Origin of the sequence: Thermomicrobium sp. 4228-Ro, from assembly GCF_026241205.1 — a bacterium.
Taxonomy (GTDB): domain Bacteria; phylum Chloroflexota; class Chloroflexia; order Thermomicrobiales; family Thermomicrobiaceae; genus Thermomicrobium.
In genome coordinates this window covers 1,779,644-1,795,752 of record NZ_JAPFQM010000001.1, presented here as the reverse complement: position 1 = coordinate 1,795,752, position 16,109 = coordinate 1,779,644, and the positions used below count along the sequence as shown (strand labels likewise).

At 63.3% G+C, this 16,109-nt stretch carries 19 protein-coding genes; 8 read left to right on the top strand and 11 right to left on the bottom strand.

Annotated features, from left to right (window positions below; translation table 11 throughout):
- The first annotated feature begins 25 nt into the window (after nucleotides 1-25).
- The 8 genes from OO015_RS08445 to OO015_RS08410 all read left to right on the top strand — a co-directional run bounded on the left by OO015_RS08445 (nucleotide 26) and on the right by OO015_RS08410 (nucleotide 7,871).
- Nucleotides 26-892: an FAD binding domain-containing protein gene (locus OO015_RS08445; RefSeq protein ID WP_265940790.1), complete on the top strand. Its 867-nt coding sequence runs from the start codon at nucleotides 26-28 to the stop codon at nucleotides 890-892.
- Nucleotides 893-1,011: 119 nt separating this feature from the next.
- Complete coding sequence (locus OO015_RS08440) at nucleotides 1,012-1,908, top strand: AAA family ATPase (RefSeq protein WP_265940789.1); 897 nt, start codon at nucleotides 1,012-1,014, stop codon at nucleotides 1,906-1,908.
- Between the two features lie 39 nt (nucleotides 1,909-1,947).
- Nucleotides 1,948-3,201 carry a vWA domain-containing protein gene (locus OO015_RS08435; RefSeq protein ID WP_265940788.1) on the top strand — a complete coding sequence of 418 codons (1,254 nt, stop codon included), beginning with the start codon at nucleotides 1,948-1,950 and terminating at the stop codon, nucleotides 3,199-3,201.
- Nucleotides 3,202-3,214: 13 nt separating this feature from the next.
- Nucleotides 3,215-3,535 (top strand): XdhC family protein, encoded by a 321-nt coding sequence (locus tag OO015_RS08430; RefSeq protein ID WP_265940787.1) that lies wholly within the window; start codon nucleotides 3,215-3,217, stop codon nucleotides 3,533-3,535.
- Nucleotides 3,532-4,317 (top strand): XdhC family protein, encoded by a 786-nt coding sequence (locus OO015_RS08425; RefSeq protein WP_265940786.1) that lies wholly within the window; start codon nucleotides 3,532-3,534, stop codon nucleotides 4,315-4,317. The genes OO015_RS08430 and OO015_RS08425 overlap by 4 nt, the downstream gene beginning before the upstream one ends.
- 29 nt (nucleotides 4,318-4,346) lie before the next feature.
- Entirely contained in the window at nucleotides 4,347-4,958 is a 612-nt protein-coding gene (locus OO015_RS08420; RefSeq protein WP_265940785.1) for a nucleotidyltransferase family protein, read from the top strand.
- Nucleotides 4,955-5,464 carry an NUDIX hydrolase gene (locus tag OO015_RS08415; RefSeq protein ID WP_265940784.1) on the top strand — a complete coding sequence of 170 codons (510 nt, stop codon included), beginning with the start codon at nucleotides 4,955-4,957 and terminating at the stop codon, nucleotides 5,462-5,464. Before OO015_RS08420 ends, OO015_RS08415 begins: the two co-directional genes overlap by 4 nt.
- Before the next feature lie 103 nt (nucleotides 5,465-5,567).
- Complete coding sequence (locus OO015_RS08410; RefSeq protein WP_265940783.1) at nucleotides 5,568-7,871, top strand: xanthine dehydrogenase family protein molybdopterin-binding subunit; 2,304 nt, start codon at nucleotides 5,568-5,570, stop codon at nucleotides 7,869-7,871.
- A gap of 93 nt (nucleotides 7,872-7,964) precedes the next feature.
- Here the strand turns inward: OO015_RS08410 and OO015_RS08405 are convergent, their stop codons facing one another.
- From OO015_RS08405 to murA, 11 genes are read right to left on the bottom strand one after another with little or no spacing between them, the layout of a single operon-like run.
- The gene (locus tag OO015_RS08405; RefSeq protein WP_265940782.1) at nucleotides 7,965-8,150 is read right to left on the bottom strand and encodes a CcmD family protein; all 186 of its coding nucleotides are present in this window, start codon (nucleotides 8,148-8,150) and stop codon (nucleotides 7,965-7,967) included.
- A 24-nt stretch (nucleotides 8,151-8,174) separates the two neighbouring features.
- Nucleotides 8,175-8,870 (bottom strand): cytochrome c biogenesis protein CcsA, encoded by a 696-nt coding sequence (gene ccsA, locus OO015_RS08400; RefSeq protein WP_265940781.1) that lies wholly within the window; start codon nucleotides 8,868-8,870, stop codon nucleotides 8,175-8,177.
- A 35-nt stretch (nucleotides 8,871-8,905) separates the two neighbouring features.
- Nucleotides 8,906-9,568 carry a heme exporter protein CcmB gene (locus tag OO015_RS08395; protein ID WP_265940780.1) on the bottom strand — a complete coding sequence of 221 codons (663 nt, stop codon included), beginning with the start codon at nucleotides 9,566-9,568 and terminating at the stop codon, nucleotides 8,906-8,908.
- A gap of 2 nt (nucleotides 9,569-9,570) precedes the next feature.
- Complete coding sequence (gene ccmA / locus OO015_RS08390; protein WP_265940779.1) at nucleotides 9,571-10,308, bottom strand: heme ABC exporter ATP-binding protein CcmA; 738 nt, start codon at nucleotides 10,306-10,308, stop codon at nucleotides 9,571-9,573.
- Complete coding sequence (locus OO015_RS08385; protein WP_265940778.1) at nucleotides 10,305-10,688, bottom strand: hypothetical protein; 384 nt, start codon at nucleotides 10,686-10,688, stop codon at nucleotides 10,305-10,307. The genes ccmA and OO015_RS08385 overlap by 4 nt, the downstream gene beginning before the upstream one ends.
- Complete coding sequence (locus OO015_RS08380) at nucleotides 10,688-11,176, bottom strand: cytochrome c-type biogenesis protein CcmH (RefSeq protein WP_265940777.1); 489 nt, start codon at nucleotides 11,174-11,176, stop codon at nucleotides 10,688-10,690. The genes OO015_RS08385 and OO015_RS08380 overlap by 1 nt, the downstream gene beginning before the upstream one ends.
- A 30-nt stretch (nucleotides 11,177-11,206) precedes the next feature.
- The gene (locus OO015_RS08375; RefSeq protein ID WP_265940776.1) at nucleotides 11,207-13,192 is read right to left on the bottom strand and encodes a heme lyase CcmF/NrfE family subunit; all 1,986 of its coding nucleotides are present in this window, start codon (nucleotides 13,190-13,192) and stop codon (nucleotides 11,207-11,209) included.
- A 16-nt stretch (nucleotides 13,193-13,208) separates the two neighbouring features.
- Nucleotides 13,209-13,655: a cytochrome c maturation protein CcmE gene (locus OO015_RS08370; RefSeq protein ID WP_265940775.1), complete on the bottom strand. Its 447-nt coding sequence runs from the start codon at nucleotides 13,653-13,655 to the stop codon at nucleotides 13,209-13,211.
- A 29-nt stretch (nucleotides 13,656-13,684) separates the two neighbouring features.
- Complete coding sequence (locus tag OO015_RS08365) at nucleotides 13,685-14,164, bottom strand: hypothetical protein (protein WP_265940774.1); 480 nt, start codon at nucleotides 14,162-14,164, stop codon at nucleotides 13,685-13,687.
- Between the two features lie 9 nt (nucleotides 14,165-14,173).
- The gene (locus tag OO015_RS08360) at nucleotides 14,174-14,785 is read right to left on the bottom strand and encodes a TlpA disulfide reductase family protein (protein ID WP_265940773.1); all 612 of its coding nucleotides are present in this window, start codon (nucleotides 14,783-14,785) and stop codon (nucleotides 14,174-14,176) included.
- A gap of 39 nt (nucleotides 14,786-14,824) precedes the next feature.
- Nucleotides 14,825-16,099 (bottom strand): UDP-N-acetylglucosamine 1-carboxyvinyltransferase, encoded by a 1,275-nt coding sequence (gene murA / locus OO015_RS08355; RefSeq protein ID WP_265940772.1) that lies wholly within the window; start codon nucleotides 16,097-16,099, stop codon nucleotides 14,825-14,827.
- Nucleotides 16,100-16,109: the final 10 nt, after the last annotated feature.

Genomic DNA, 16,109 nt, shown 5'->3' with positions numbered 1-16,109 from the left:
GAGGAGAACGGAAGGGGAGCGGACGATGTACCCGAGCACCTTTACCTATTACCGAGCTGGCTCCGTCCAGGAAGCACTGAAGCTCCTGGTCGAGAATCCTGATGCGAAGCTTCTGGCCGGCGGACACAGCTTGATTCCAGCCATGAAGCTCCGGCTGGCCACGCCGTCGGCTCTGATCGACATTTCGCGCATTCCGGAACTTACTGGCATCCGGGACGCCGGTGACCGAGTCGTGATCGGTGCGATGACCCGGTACGACGATATCCAGCGATCGGACCTCGTGCAGCGCGTGCTACCGATCCTCCCGGAGGCGATCGACGTGATCGGTGACCTTCAGGTCCGCAACATGGGCACGATCGGTGGTTCGCTGGCACACGCCGACCCGGCTGCGGATCTCCCGGCGGTGGTACTCGCACTCGGTGCCGAGATCAAGGCCGTCGGCCCGAATGGTGAGCGGACGATCCCGGCCGATCAGTTCTTCGTCGATCTCTTTACGACCGCACTGCAGCCGAACGAGATCCTGACTGAAATCGCGATTCCGAAGCCGCCGGCCCGCACCGGGATGTCGTACCAGAAATTCGCCAACCCGGCCTCGGGTTATGCGGTCGTCGGCGTAGCCGCCGTGGTGACACTGGGTGAAGACGGTAAGGTGAGCGCAGTACGCGTCGGCGTGACCGGTGCCGGGCCGTACGCCGTGCGACGGCAGAACGTCGAAGAGGCGCTGGTCGGGAAGGAACCGACGGCAGAAGCGATCGAGGCTGCCAGCCAGCTGGCAAGCGACGGTATGTCTTTCAACAGCGACATCTTCGCCAGCGAGGAGTACCGGGCGCACCTGACACGCGTCTTCGTCAAGCGGGCCCTCACCCAGGCGGTCCAGCGCGCCCACGGCTGAATCGTGCACGACTACCGGAACACTGGCGCGCCCGGGAAATCCCCGGGCGCGCCCCACTTCGGTTACGAAGTACTTTGGTATACTACTTGAACGGCACGTCAGAAGGGTCGAGGTGAACCGTGACGATTACCGAACTGACATCAGTCGAGGCGGTCCAGCGAGCTCTTGCTGCCCATCGATACGTGTGTGATACCAGCCTGGCGACCGCGATCTATCTGGCGCTGAGGTTGCCGAAGCCGTTGCTCCTGGAAGGGGAGGCAGGCGTCGGCAAGACGGAGGTCGCCAAAGTACTAGCGCAGGTGCTCGACACCGACCTCATTCGTCTCCAGTGCTACGAGGGCCTCGATGTGAACCATGCGGTCTACGAGTGGAACTATCCACGCCAGATGCTGGCGATCCGGTTGCTGGAGGACCAGCAGGTCGGCTGGGATACCGCGATGCACGAAATCTTCAGCGAGGAGTTCCTGATCGAGCGGCCGCTCCTCAAGGCCATCCGGCATCGCGGCAAGCCACCAGTGCTCTTGATCGACGAGATCGACCGCGCCGACGAGGAGTTCGAGGCCTTCCTGCTGGAGCTCCTCTCGGACTTCCAGATCACGATCCCGGAGATCGGAACGATCCGTGCCGAGCACCCACCGTACGTCATCATCACCTCGAATCGGACGCGAGAGCTCCACGACGCGCTGAAGCGACGCTGTCTCTACCATTGGATCGACTATCCGACCTTGGAGAAGGAGTTCGAGATCCTGCGCGTCAAGCTTCCGGGGATTCCGGAACGCCTGGCACTGCAGGTCGCCCGTTTCATCCAGGCGCTGCGGCGCGAGGACCTGTACAAGCTCCCTGGAGTCGCCGAGACGCTCGACTGGGCCGCGGCCTTGCTGGCGCTCAACCAGAGCCAGCTCAGCGTCGAGATCGCGTCAGCGACACTCGGCGCCATTCTCAAGCATCAGGAGGATCTCCAGCATATCCGCAAGAAGCGGCTCGAGGAACTCGTCGCTACGGCGACTCAGGAGTGAACCACTCGGCCCATTCGGGCTTCACAGAGGTTGGGAACGATGACGGCGACGATGAATTTCGCCCAGCGCGCACTCGCCTTCGCGCGGTTACTGCGCCGTGCCGGAGTGAAGACGACGACCGGTCAGGCGATGGACTTCGTGCGCGCGATCGAGCACATCGATATCAGCCGGCGCGAGGAGTTCCGCGAAGCGGCGCGGGCGTGTCTCGTCACGCACAAGGACGACATGCCAGTCTTCGACCGACTGTTCGACCTGTACTGGCGAGCCAAGCCCGAGTTGCACGACGGGCTTCTCCAGCAGGCCGAGCCCGATGATCTGATCGAGCTGGCTCCCGAAGAGGGCGAGGAGGCGGAGGAGACTGAAGGGAAGACGATCGAAGGTGCACGCGGCCGGCGGCTCGAAGCGGTCGAAGCGATCGAGGAAGCAGAGGAAGGTGAAGCGAGCGACGAAGAGTCGCTGACCGATGCCTTCAGCTACAGCCCGGCTGAAGTCTTGCGCGAGAAGGATTTTGCGGACTTCACCGAGGAGGAGCTCGCGCAGATCCGCCGCTTCATGCAGCAGCTGACGTGGGAGATTGGCCGGCGTCGCTCGCGCCGCAAGGTCGCGTCTCCTAAGGGTCGCTTCATCGATCCGCGACGAACCATGCGGCGCTCGCTCCAGACTGGCGGCGTCCCCTTGACGATCGCGCGGCGCGAGACGAAGACGAAGCCGCGCCAGTTGGTCGTGATTTGCGACGTCAGCGGCTCGATGGACCGGTATAGCCGCATCCTCTTGCAGTTCATCTACGCCATCGAGAACGGCATGGCCAAGGTGGAAGCGTTCGTCTTCGGAACGCGCCTCACCCGTGTCACTCGCCTGCTCAAGCATCAGGATATCGACGAGGCGATGCGGCGCGTGGCGCGGGAGGTCCAAGACTGGTCCGGTGGGACGCGTATCGGTCAGTCCCTCCAGACCTTCAACCAGGAGTGGGCACGACGCGTGCTCCGCAACGGAGCTGTCGTCCTCATCATCAGCGACGGCTGGGACCGCGGCGACCCGGATGTCCTCGCGCGGGAAATGGCGCGCCTGCAACGGTCGTGCTACCGCTTGATCTGGCTCAACCCGCTGCTCGGCTCGCCGCGCTACGAGCCGTTGACGCGCGGTATGCAGGCAGCCTTGCCGTACATCGATGACTTCATGCCCATCCACAACTTTGCGAGCCTGGAAGCACTCGCCAAACACTTGAGTCGGATCGACCAGAAGCGGCCTGTCCGCCGCCAGCACGCGGTGCTTCCGGAGGCTTCAGCCGCCTGAATGGAGGTCGACGATGCGCGATATTCTGCCCGAAATCGAACGGTGGATGAACGAAGGTGAGGAGATCGCTCTGGCGACGGTCGTCCGGGCGATCGGCTCGTCGCCACGCCCAGTCGGTGCCAAGATGGCAGTCACCCGTTCCGGGCGTCTGGCTGGATCGGTCAGCGGCGGCTGCGTCGAAGGCGCGGTCTTCGAGGTCGCTCTCGAAGTGCTCGAGACGGGGCAGCCGCGTCTCGTGCGCTACGGCATCTCCGATGAACAGGCCTGGGATGTCGGTCTCAGCTGTGGTGGGACGATCGATGTCTTCGTGGAACCGTTGGTGAGAAAGCCATGACTGGTGAGGTCTTCGAAGCACTCCGGTATGCACTCGCTGAGGAGGAGGCGGTCGTCACCGCAACGGTCGTCAGCGGTGAGCCACTCGGCGCAAAGCTTCTGATCTACGAGGACGGTCGCACGGTCGGCACGCTCGGCTCGGCAGAGCTCGAAGCAGCAGTGCGAGCGGATGCCGAGGCATTGTTCGAGAGCGGTGAGGCTGGAATCCGGACGTATTCGCTCTCCGATGGCCGTCAAGTCGAGGTGTTCCTGGAGGCGCATTTACCACCACGGCATCTCGTCGTGATCGGCGCTGTCCATATCGCTATCCCGCTCGTCGCGATGGCGAAGGAACTCGGCTATCGAACGACCGTGATCGACGCACGGGAGTTCTTCGCCACACGTGAGCGGTTCCCGCATGCCGATCAGCTGATCGTCGCCTGGCCCGACGAGGCTCTCGCGCAGATCAAGATCACGCCACAGACCGATATCGTCGTTCTGGCACACGACGAGAAGTTCGAAGACCCGGCTCTCCAGGTCGCGCTGCGCTCGCGGGCGGGCTACATCGGCGCCATCGGCAGCCGGAAGACCAGTCAGCAGCGCCTGGAACGCCTCCGCCGCGCCGGTTTCAGCGACCAAGACCTCGCCCGTATCCACGCACCGATCGGGATCGATATCGGTGCGAAAACACCGGCCGAAATCGCGGTGAGTATACTCGCCGAGATCATCGCGGTTCGCCGCGGTCGCTATGGCCAACCGCTCCGTCCGGCGAAGTCAGAACCAGCACCAGTCCCGGGCGAGTGAGTCTGCGGCCAGCGGAAAGAGATCGGAGCGTGCCACGCGTCGCCGGCGTCATACTGGCAGCAGGACTGTCGACGCGCTTAGGCCGGCCGAAACAGCTGGTCGAACTCTGCGGGAAGCCTGCGCTCCAACATGTCATCGATGCAGTTCGGCGAACGCGTCTCTCACCGGTTATCCTGGTCATCAATCCGACCGTCGCCGAGCACCTGGCGTTACTCGACACGCACGGCTGTACGACCGTGCTCAACGAACACCCGGAGGAGGGACAGAGCTCGTCGGTCCGGGTCGGTCTCGCCGCTGTTCCACCGGAGTGCGATGCGGCCGTGTTCATTCTCGGCGATCAGCCCTTCATCGAGCCAGCAACGATCGATGGTCTGATCGAGCTCTTTTCGACAACTGGCGCACTCGTCGTTCGCCCGCGCTACGCCGACGGGCCGGGGAATCCTGTGCTCATCAGTCGTCGTCTTTTCGACGAACTGGCCGAACTTGTGGGCGACACTGGTGCCCGCCCTGTCCTGGCGAGGTATGCTGAGGCGATCGTCGAGTACGATGCTCGCCATCGACCGATGCCGCTCGACCTGGACACCCCCGAGGACATCGAGCGGGCACAGCATCTCTGCACGGAAGGGCGACGCGAGCGATGACACCGAACTTCGACGAGGATATCCGCCACTGTCCCTATTGTCGAGCTGATCTCGAGCCTCGGCTGGTCGCCGGTCGCCTCCGACCCTACTGCCCACGGTGCGATCGGCCGTTTTTCAGTGACCCGAAGGTGGCCGTGGCGGTTATCGTGGTGTGCGATGACCGCATCCTCTTGCAACAGCGTGCGATCGAACCGGGCCTCGGACTCTGGAGTTTCCCGTCGGGATTCGTCGAGCGCGGTGAGCGACTCGAGGATGCCGCGAAGAGAGAAGTCTTCGAGGAAACCGGCGTTGCGGTCGAGCTCGACCGGCTCGTCGGGGTGTACTCGCACCGCGGCCATCCGGTCGTGCTCGTCGTCTACGAAGGACATCCGGTCGGCGGTGACATCCGTCCGAGCGAGGAGAGCCACGCTGTCCAGTGGTTCATCCTCGATGCATTGCCGCCTCTCGCCTTTCTCCATGACGAGCGGATCCTCGCCGATTGGCGCACCGGTCGTTCCAGAACGTGAAAAAGGCGCGGTTCCTTTCCTTTATCCTGGACAGCCCGCTTCCGAACGCCCTACTCGCTCACTAGACTACTTCTTGGGTCGGTTCGCAGAGAGGGGGAAAAGCGTGACGGAAGGTCGTTATCTCGGTCGAAGTATCCGGCGCCTGGAGGACGAGCGCTTCCTCCGCGGCCTGTCGAACTTCACCGATGACATACGGCTCGAGCGAGCACTCTCCCTCGTGATCGTCCGCAGCCCGTATCCGCACGCGACGATTGCCCGTATCGATTGGAGCGGGGCAGCACGCGTCCGGGGATTCGTCGCCGCGTTCCGTGGCACCGACCTCGCGAGTTGGATCGCACCGTTCCCCACACCACCGCAGTCAGCCGCTGCGCGGCCGCAACAGCGGTATCCCCTGGCGATCGATCGGGTCCGGTACGTCGGCGAAGGTGTCGTTGCTGTCCTAGCTGAAACGCGTGCGGCCGCGATCGACGCAGCTGCGGAGATCATGGTCGAGTACGACGAGCTTCCCGCGGTCGTGGATCCTGAAACAGCGCTCCTCTCGGAGGCACCACGCGTCCATCCCGAATGGCCGGACAACATCGCGTTCGCGTGGGACCACCAGCACGGTGACATCGAGGCAGTCTTCCGCGACGCTGACGTGGTCGTCGAGCTCGAACTCGTCAATCAGCGTGTCCATGCCGCGTTCATGGAGCCACGCGCTGCAGCAGCGACCTATGATGCGCAAAGCCGTCAACTGACCGTGTGGGCCTCGACGCAAACCCCGCATACGTTGCGCGCCGGCATTGCCACTGTACTCGGTCTTCCCGAGCATCAGATTCGAGTCATCGCACCCGACGTCGGGGGAGCGTTCGGTGCGAAGGGAGGTCTGTACCCGGAATACGTGCTGGTTGCGGCCTTGGCCTGGAAACTCCAGCAGCCGATCAAGTGGGTCGAGACGCGCTCGGAGAGCTTCGTCGCCACGAACCACGGGCGTGATCAGCGACAACGCGTCCGAGCGGCATTTCGGCGAGATGGGACGCTCCTGGGGCTCGATGCGGACATCGTGAGCAATCTCGGTGCCTGGAACGCTTCACCGACGCGTCCGACTGCCGTCCTGACCGGCTTCGCGCTCGCTGGACCCTATCGCGTACCCACGATCCGCTTGCGCATCCGATGCGTCGTGACGAACACGACACCGCAGTCCGCCTATCGTGGCGCTGGTCGACCGGAGGCAAGTTACCTGCTCGAGCGTCTCATGGACGCGGCTGCGAGCCGCCTGGGCCTTGATCCCGTCACCATCCGTCAGAAGAACCTCTTGCGACCGGAGGACTTCCCCTACACGTCACCCACCGGTGTGCCGTACGACAGCGGCAATTACCCCGCCGTTCTGGCCGAAGCGCTCCGGTGCTTCGACTACGCGGCAGCACGCCGTCAGCAAGCGACACTGCGCGCCCAGGGACGCCTGGTCGGCATCGGGATCGCGAGTTTTTGCGAACTCTCCGGGCCGGGGTGGGAATCAGCGACGGTCCGTGCTCATCCGGACGGATCGGTGACCGTGCTCTGCGGGATCGCTCCCAGTGGGCAAGGGCACGCCACCATGCTCGCGCAAGTCGTCGGCGAGATCCTCGAGCTGCCGCTCGAGCGTATCCGTGCCGTAACCGGTGATACTGCTGCTATTCAGCAAGGTATCGGCACGTTCGGCAGTCGGAGCACGGCGCTGGGTGGGTCCGCGGCCTACTTGGCTGCGCAGGAGGTCCTGGAGAAGGCGCGCTTCATCGCTGCCCATGCGCTCGAAGTCGATCCCGCGGATCTCGACTACCGCGATGGAGTCTTCACCGTGCGCGGCGTTCCCGACCGCTCGATCGCATGGGACCGGGTCACGCGGCTCGCCTACGTGATGGAAGGCCCACCGGGCGGTGTCGAGCCCGGCCTCGAGGCGACACGCTTCTTCAACCCTGGTCGACGGAACATTCCGTTCGGTGTGCATATCGCCATGGTCGAAATCGATCCGGAAACCGGTGAAGTTCGAGTGCTCCGCTATCTTGCGGTCGACGACAGCGGGCGGATCGTGAATCCGCTCTTGGCCGAGGGGCAGATTCACGGCAGTGTCGCTCAAGGACTCGGCCAGGCGCTCTTCGAGGCGATTCTCTATTCCGAAAGCGGCCAACCGCTCACACAGAGCTTTCTCGATTATGTCGTTCCCCGGGCCACGCAGGTCCCGTCGATCGAGACGGCGCACTGCGAGACACCAAGTCCGATCAATCCTCTGGGCGCCAAGGGAATCGGCGAAGCGGGGACGACCGCCGCACCACCGGCACTCGTCAATGCCGTGCTGGATGCCCTTCGACCGCTCGGGATCGAGCACCTCGACATGCCGCTGACTCCCGAGCGGATCTGGCAGGCTATTCGCTCAGCACGGAATTCGTGAGAAACGCACGACGCTCAAAGCGGCCAGCGAATGAGCCATGGCTCATTCGCTGGCCGCTGCGGTCGTTGAGCAGTGGACGTTCCCACTCCTGGCTTAGGGGACCTGGGAATCTCGTACGGCCTGCGTTTCTCCGGCCTGAGTATCTGCCGCCCGCTCACCGCGCAACGCAGTGAGTTCGTTCCGCAGCACTTCGATCTGACGCCGCAGCGAGAAGAGGTAGAGACCCAGGATGAGCCAGGTCACGAAGAAGCCGGCGAAGAGATACCACAAGGCGTCCATCGGTCGCCACCTGCCTTCCGCACTCTAGTTCATGGTTGCTGCTCGCAGGGCCAAGAGTTCGTCACGCACTGTCTCGATCCGGTACTTCACGATCAGCAAAAACGCATACAGGACACAGAACGCGACCAGTGTGACGAGCATCGTCAGCAGCATCTCGGTGGGCATCGCTGGTCCCTCGCTCCGCACCACGATCGGTTGCGGGTGGAGCGTCCGCCACCAGCGCACCGACATATGGATGATCGGGATATCGACGAACCCGACGATACCGAGAACTGCAGCGTAACGTGCGCCGCGCTCCGGATCAGCGATGTAGGCTCGCAGCAAGAAATAGCCCAGGTAGATGAACCAGAGAATCAGTGTCGTCGTCAGACGCGCATCCCACGTCCACCACGTTCCCCAAATCGGTCGGCCCCAGATCGATCCGGTCAGGAGTACCAGCGTGGTGAAGATGAAGCCGAGTTCGGCAGCGGACCGTGCCAGGCGGTCCCACCCGACGGTTCCGCGGAGCAGGAACGCGATACTACTGACGAAAATGATGAAGAAGGAGACATATGCGAGCCATGCTGCAGGAAGGTGGAGGTAGAACAGTCGTTGCACGCCACCCTGGGTCGCATCTGCCGGTGCATACAGGAAGATCATTGCGACCGAAAGCGCAATCAGGGCAAACGAAGCCGTACCCAGTATCGTGAGCCATAGCGAGGCGCGGGGTTGCTCACTCATCGAAAGTCCTCCTCTCGACTACGACAGCGGTGACGTCACTCCTCGGTCACGACTCCGAAGGTCAGCATGCTCAGCGACAGGAACAGTCCGGCGAACCCGGCGAGCAGGCTCTTCCAGGGCGCTGCCTCGCTACCGAGCCCGCTCAGTTCCAGCATCATCGCGCGCACGCCACCGATCACTACTGGGATCGCCAGGGGAAAGAGGAGTGCCGGAAGCAGTACCTCTCGTGCCTTGGCCTGAGCGGTCATGACGCTGAACAGCGTTCCGAGCGCGCAGAGACCGACCGTCCCGAGCACGAGAACCACAAGCACACCCGGACGGAAAACTGGCAAGCCGAACAATGCAGCCATGACGACCAGCGCAACCACCTCCACGAGAGCGACGAAAAGCAACATGCTCGACAACTTGGCGACATAGATGACCGGACGCTCCACCGGCGCGAGCACAAGCCCTTCCCATGCGCCATCCTGACGCTCCAGCGCTGCCGCCCGCCCGAGCCCCAGCAGTGTCGCGAAGACGACCGCGACCCAGAAGGCTCCGGACCCACTGGCGGCTCGCTGCGCCCCGGTAAGGTCGAAAGCGAAATTGAAGATCAGGAGTGTCAGCAACGCCATGACGAGCATGCCGACCACGACCTCGCGCTCCCGCCATTCGGACAGGAGATCGCGGTAGAGTATGGCCAGGAGCTGTCCCCACATCGCTAAACCGACATCAGAGGAACGACCGTCCCTGCCAGCTTCTCGCGTACCTGCTCGACCCCCGTCGCCTCCCAGACAACCTGACCACGATCCAAATAAAGCGCTCGCGTTGCGACCTCCATGCCGAACTCGTGCGCGTGCGTCGTCAGCAGCACCGCTCCACCCGTCTGCCGATGCTGGCTGAGCAGTGTCCGGAGACGTGCACGACTCGCACGATCGAGTCCAGTATCCGGTTCATCGAGCAGCAGGACGGCAGGCTTGTGCAACACCGCCCGCGCCAGCGCGACTCGCTGCTGGAACCCGCGCGAGAGCTGACGCACCCGCTCCTGCAGTCGTTCCGCGACGCCCACCAGCTCAGCGACCTCGCGGATCCGAGTATCGACATCCGCCACCCGATACAGCCGAGCGTAGTACCGGAGATTCTCCGCGACCGTCAGATCGGGATCGAGCATCGTCCGGTGCATGACCACACCGAGGCGCGCTCGGACTGCGAGCGGTACGCTGGAGTGCTGCTGACCGAACCACGAGATCGCACCACTGGTGGGGCGCGTGAGTCCAGCCAGAATCCGGAGGAGCGTCGTCTTCCCAGCGCCATTCGGGCCGACGATCAACAGGCACTCGCCGGGAAAGACCGAAAAACCTACTCCAGTCAGTGCCGTTTTCCAGCCGTACCGCTTCGTCAGTCCTTCCACGGCGAGAACCGGTTCGTCACGCCCGATGAGCGCAGTCGGATGCGTCATGAGAGTGCACCAGCAGCTGATGTCGATGTCGTCGAATCGACCTGCCTGGCGAGTTCGCGAAGATGCGCGATCTCAACCTCGATACTGGCCTCGACCTCACGATTCACGTCCTCGATGGCGCGCAAGACTCGTGCAGCTTCAGCCAGCAGCGAGGCGCGCATCTTCCGGTACTCGTCACCGGACACCTTACCAGTCTCGTAGTCCAGTTGGAGATCCCGGAGCGCCGCGAGAATCACGTCGCGTTCGGCAAAGAGATCCAACAGGACAGCAGGCCAAGGAGCGATCGCGGAGGGTCTTCGGTGCGCGATCCACAACGGTTGCAGGACGAACGCGACGATGGCGACCGCGACCACGAGCAGGACGAGCGTGCCCCAGAGCATCAACGTGCCTCCCCTTCTGCACCGAGCCAGTGCTCGATCTGGGCGAGCGTCTCAGGCGATACCTCGTCGACCAGTGTGTCGGCACTCGCACCACGATGGCGAAGATAGAGGACGACGATGATGATGCCGACAGCGAGCCCGACAACTGGTCCCCACCAGAGGAGCCACAAGAAACCTTCGTGCGGTGGTTCCCGCAAGATCCCGACGCCGTATCGATCGACGAAGTACTGCAGGATTTGCTCGCGCGACTCACCCTGATCGAGCTTCTGTTGGATGAGCTGACGCATCTGACGAGCCAGCTCGGAGTTGGAGTCCCGCACGCTCTGCCCCTGACACACCGGACAATTGAGTTGATTCGCGATCTCCAACGCTTCGGGTGAAAGTGCCTCTTCGGCTGTCACGTGTCGAATCGGTAGGACGAGCAGCGCGCCGAGCACCAATACGGTCAAGACGACCCGTATCGTCCGGATCAACGAGCTCTGAGGCATGTCCAGTCTCGAACTCCGACGAGCCATCGCTCACGCCTCGCTCACGACTCCCGGTACGGTCTGCGGCACGCGCACCGTCGCCGGAACCGGTTGCGGCCAGAAGAGTGTCAACGTGCCGAGCAGGAAAATCGCGGCCCCGATCCAGATCCAGATCACGAGCGGATTGATATAGACCCGCAGGCTCGCGGTGCCGTCGTCCTCCCACCGATCGAGCACCACATAGATGTCGTCCTTACCCACGAGCATGATCCCCATGCGGGCGGTCGGCTGATTCTCGTAGTTGCGGTAGAAGTACCGGTGCGATTCCACTGTTCCGGCGAAGCGATCGCCACGATAGACATCGACGATCGCAGAAACGATCTCCGCATCAGCCGTACGACGGTCATCCAGCCCACGGTAGACGACCGTATACGGGCCGATCTGTCCCTGCTCGCCGGGGCGGAGAACGAACTGTCGCTCGACCTGGAATGCGTTGGATGCGATCACACCGACGGCGATCAAGAGTACCGCGAGATGCACGACATAGCCGCCGTAGCGACGGTTGTTCCGTTGGATCAAGCGCCAGGCAGCGAGCACGGCATGTTCTCGCGTCATTCTGCGACGCGCTGCGATCCCTCGCCAGAACTCCTGGAGCGTGACCAGCGTCGCTGCAGTGACGACACCGAACGCGAACGCAGCCCATGCCCGCTCCCAGACGATGAGCCCGACGATCGTCACGACGATCGCACCAGCGAGCGGCCAGCGGACGTTGCGAATGAAGAGCGGAAGCTCCGTGCGTCGCCAGGAAAGCACCGGGCCGACTGCCATAAGCACGAGCAGAACGAGCAACAGTGGGCCGACGACTCGGTTGTAGAACGGAGGCCCGACCGAAATGCGCGTTTCCCAGAAGAGTTCACTGAAGAGCACGAAGTTCGTCCCCCAGAAGACGGCGAACGCGATCGCGGTGAGGAGCAGGTTGTTGAACAGGAACCCGGCCTCCCGAGACGAGATCGACTCGATTCGCCGCTCGCTCTGCAGCCCGGGCAGCCGGTAGAGGAGGAGACCGACCCCGAAGACGAGCACCAGCGCGAGATACACGAGAAACCAATGACCGATATCCGAGGTCGCGAACGAGTGGACGGAGGACAAGATACCGCTCCGGACGATGAACGTGCCGTACACGCTCAGCGCGAATGTTGCCAGGAGCAAGGCCAGGTTCCAAACTTTCAGCATGCCGCGCCGTTCCTGCACGATGATCGAGTGGAGGAACGCTGTACCGGTCAGCCAGGGCAGCAATGCGAGATTCTCGACCGGATCCCAACCCCAGTAGCCACCCCATCCGAGCACATGGTAGGCCCACCACGCTCCGATCAGGAGCCCCATACCCAAAATGGCCCAGGAGAGCAGCGTCCAGCGCCGGATCGCACGAAGCCAGTCAGACCCCAGCCGCCCGGTCAGCAGAGCCGCCATGCCGAACGCGAACGGCACGCTGAAACTGGCGTATCCAGCGAGCAGAAACGGCGGGTGCGCCACCATGCCCGGATCGCGCAGGAGCGGGTTGAGTCCTGCTCCATCAGGAGGAGTAACCGGTAGCAACCGAAACGGACTCGCTACCACGGTCAGCACAAGCAGAAGGAACGTGAGAATCGAGAGCAAGGTGGCATTCATGTACGGCACCAGCTGCCGATCTGAATGACGATGCAGGTATAGGGCGAGTGCTCCCAGGACGCTCGCGATCATCGTCCAGTAGAGGAGACTTCCCTCTTGTCCACCGTAGAAGGCGGCGATCACGTAATGGAGCGGCATGTCGCGGCTCGAGCGTGCAGCCACGTAGGCGAGACGGAAATCATGGCGCACGAACGACATGACGAGCGCGAAGACGGCCAGCGTGACGAGAGCAGCGACCCCGTAGGTCGCCCGGAACCCGCTCTCGAGCAATTCCGAAAAACGCCGCCGTGCACCCAGCAGGCTGGCCACGATGCCGTAGAGCGAAAGGATCAAAGCGAGAATCAGCGCTCCGGAACCGAGCTGCGCCATCGCTCACCTACCCGGCTCAACCCGCGGCTGCCTGGGGGGTCGCCTCGAAGCGCGACGGACATTGCGTCATGACGCTGTCAGCTTGCATGGGCTGGCCAGCCCGGAAGAGACCCTCGACGATCACGTAGCGGCCGTCGGTGAAGATGTCGGGCAGCACTCCCGCGTAGGTCACTTCCAGCTCGGTCGTCCCGTCCGAAATACGGAAATGGATCGGCTCACCAGGCCCACCCTGCGTGATGCTTCCTGGTACCACCTCGCCACCGACTCGGACGCGCTGACCGTTCACATCGGCTGCCCGCGCCTGGAGCTCGCTCACGGTGACGAAATACGATGCTGCGGTTCCCTGGAGGCCCGTGTACACGAGGTAACCGACCGCTGCCGCAATCACGAGCGCGATACCGAGTACACGCACATCCATTCGTACTCGGCGCACCGCCTGCGTCGCCGCGACTGTGCTGGACATGAGCGCCTCCAATCCCTGTGTCCCGCACGTTACCGCCAGCCCGCCGTCGGGTCCGGCGGGTAGATCACCGATAAGAGTACACCGAGAAGGTAAGCCACGGCCCCGAGGACCAGAACTACGCGGCCAGAAAGTCGAAATCCAGACGGTAGGTCGCTCCGACCAACTGCAGGCCGCGGGAGGAGCCCTCCGCTCGCCGCGAGCGCCACGAGGCCGGCTCCCACTTTGACGATGAGCAAGCCGACATACACAGCCGTACCCCGGCCGTCAGCCAGCCGGTCGAACATCAATGCGACTCCCGATCCGAGGAGAAGCGCACTCGAGGCGACCCACCAGCGACGGAACTGTCGTTGGCTCGCGCGCAGGATATCTCCGAGTGCCGAGGAGTTCCGGCGGAGCGGCAGCAGTGCAAAAACGAGATACGCCCCCGCACCGAGCCAGACAGCAGCTGAGACGGCGTGGATGAGGCGCAAGAGAATGCGAATGACTGCACCGACGTCGATCGCTTCCACCCGAATTCCCTATGGCGTGGTCAACGACGCAGCCCCGAGTTCGGTGACGAGCTGCGCCAGGTGTTCTACCGACTTGACCGGCCCGGTGTACTTCCCCAAGAGCCGACCTTGGCGATCGATCACGAAGGTCTCCGGCACGCCCGATACGCCGTAGTCGATGGTCACCGTTCCTCGCGCATCATAGACGTTCGGATAGTCGATGCCGAACTGATCTAAGAAGGCCCGCCCGTCATTCCAGTCTTGTTCCCATACGTCGACCCCGAGGAGAACCACATCGCTTGCCGCGTATTCCTGCGCGAACGCACGGAGAATCGGTGCTTCGTCTCGGCAGGGAGGACACCAGGAGCCCCAGAAATTCAGGATGACGACCTTACCACGAAAGGCAGCAAGACGAACCGTGGTGTCATCGCGTAGCGATGGTAAGGAGAAATCCGGAGCCATACGGTCGGAGAAGCGGACCAACGCACCGCTCGTGTTGATGCGTCCACCGATCCCAAGCTCGCTCGAGCCGCGCGAGCTTTGGGTCGCATAAGCGACCAGTCCGAGAAAGCCGAAGACGAGAATCGCGACGATCAAGGCCGGAAGGCGGGCACGCCAAACTGAGGACGATGGGGTCGTCATCGTGGCTACTCCTCGATCGCGCTCGGTAACAGCGCCGTCTCAGGCGTACTGGATGTCAGCACCGAGGTGAGCCAGCTTACCGACGAGGTCTTCGTAGCCGCGCCGTAAGTGGTGCGCATCGATGATGACCGTCTCACCTTCCGCGACGAGTCCGGCCAGAACGAGACACGCACCGCTGCGAATGTCGAGCGCGCGAACCTGTGCTCCTCGTAGCGGCGTCGGGCCATCGATCAGCGCCTGCTGACGGTCGACCAACTCGATCGCTGCACCCATCTTCTGCAACTCGCTCGTATAGCGCAGGCGGTCATTGAAAACACGCTCGAAGATACGGCTGCGCCCGTGCGCCTGCGTCATCAACACCGCGAACGCAGCCTGGAGATCGGTGGGGAACCCCGGGAAGGGAAGTGCCTGGATCTCCGTTGCCTGCAGCGGGCCAGGCGCACGCACGAGCATCGACGTCTCGCTCCACCACACCTCGGCCCCAGCTTCGCGCAATTTGTGCGTCAGCGGAGCCATATCAGGCTCCCGGACATGATCGAGAATCACTTCACCATGTGTGATCGCTGCCGCGATGGCCAGCGTACCTGCTTCCAGCCGGTCAGGGAGCACCGATGCCCGGTACCCACGCAAGCGGTCGACCCCCTGGATGACGATGCGCGAGGTACCGAGCCCACTGATACGGGCTCCCATATCCATCAGGATCTCGCCGAGATTGACGATTTCCGGTTCAGCTGAGGCATTGATGATCGTCGTTCTCCCTTGGGCGAGCGTCGCGGCCATCAGCAGGTTTTCCGTACCGGTGTGGCTCGGATAGTCCATGTAGATATCGCACCCACGCAGACGCCCTGCCGTCAGCACGAACGCATCGTCGACGACCGCCACCTGGGCGCCCAGTTTCCGGAATCCCCGCAGGTCGACGTCGACCGGCCGCGTTCCGAGTTGGCAGCCACCAGGTGGCACGGAACGCGCCTGACCGAAGCGAGCCAGCAACGGTCCCGTGACGAGAAAGGACGCACGCATCCGCGCGACGAGTTCCGGCGGCGGCTCGTAGGAGTGGATCTCGGCAGCTCGGATTCGAACGCGATGGCGCTCGGCGTCGAGATCGACCTCGGCGCCGAGCGCCCGAAGGAGTTCGGCCATCACGAAGACGTCCTCGAGGAGCGGGACGTTCTCCAGGACACATTCCTCTTCGGTGAGGAGCGCAGCGGCCATCGCCGGCAAGGCTGCGTTCTTGGCACCGCCGATAGCGACGCGTCCGTAGAGCGATCGCCCCCCTCGTGTGACGATGCGCTCAGTCGCGGCGATGACCGCCATAGTCCCCCCG

Bases quoted from the DNA above. Each gene is read 5' to 3' on its own strand.
- ccmA (WP_265940779.1), bottom strand. From the start codon at position 10,308: ATGACGCATCCGACTGCGCTCATCGGGCGTGACGAACCGGTTCTCGCC.
- OO015_RS08380 (WP_265940777.1), bottom strand. From the start codon at position 11,176: ATGCCTCAGAGCTCGTTGATCCGGACGATACGGGTCGTCTTGACCGTA.
- OO015_RS08415 (WP_265940784.1), top strand. From the start codon at position 4,955: ATGACACCGAACTTCGACGAGGATATCCGCCACTGTCCCTATTGTCGA.
- OO015_RS08385 (WP_265940778.1), bottom strand. From the start codon at position 10,688: ATGCTCTGGGGCACGCTCGTCCTGCTCGTGGTCGCGGTCGCCATCGTC.
- OO015_RS08360 (WP_265940773.1), bottom strand. From the start codon at position 14,785: ATGACGACCCCATCGTCCTCAGTTTGGCGTGCCCGCCTTCCGGCCTTG.
- OO015_RS08370 (WP_265940775.1), bottom strand. From the start codon at position 13,655: ATGTCCAGCACAGTCGCGGCGACGCAGGCGGTGCGCCGAGTACGAATG.
- OO015_RS08435 (WP_265940788.1), top strand. From the start codon at position 1,948: ATGACGGCGACGATGAATTTCGCCCAGCGCGCACTCGCCTTCGCGCGG.
- ccsA (WP_265940781.1), bottom strand. From the start codon at position 8,870: ATGAGTGAGCAACCCCGCGCCTCGCTATGGCTCACGATACTGGGTACG.
- OO015_RS08425 (WP_265940786.1), top strand. From the start codon at position 3,532: ATGACTGGTGAGGTCTTCGAAGCACTCCGGTATGCACTCGCTGAGGAG.
- OO015_RS08445 (WP_265940790.1), top strand. From the start codon at position 26: ATGTACCCGAGCACCTTTACCTATTACCGAGCTGGCTCCGTCCAGGAA.
- OO015_RS08375 (WP_265940776.1), bottom strand. From the start codon at position 13,192: ATGGCGCAGCTCGGTTCCGGAGCGCTGATTCTCGCTTTGATCCTTTCG.
- OO015_RS08405 (WP_265940782.1), bottom strand. From the start codon at position 8,150: ATGGACGCCTTGTGGTATCTCTTCGCCGGCTTCTTCGTGACCTGGCTC.
- OO015_RS08430 (WP_265940787.1), top strand. From the start codon at position 3,215: ATGCGCGATATTCTGCCCGAAATCGAACGGTGGATGAACGAAGGTGAG.
- murA (WP_265940772.1), bottom strand. From the start codon at position 16,099: ATGGCGGTCATCGCCGCGACTGAGCGCATCGTCACACGAGGGGGGCGA.
- OO015_RS08395 (WP_265940780.1), bottom strand. From the start codon at position 9,568: ATGTGGGGACAGCTCCTGGCCATACTCTACCGCGATCTCCTGTCCGAA.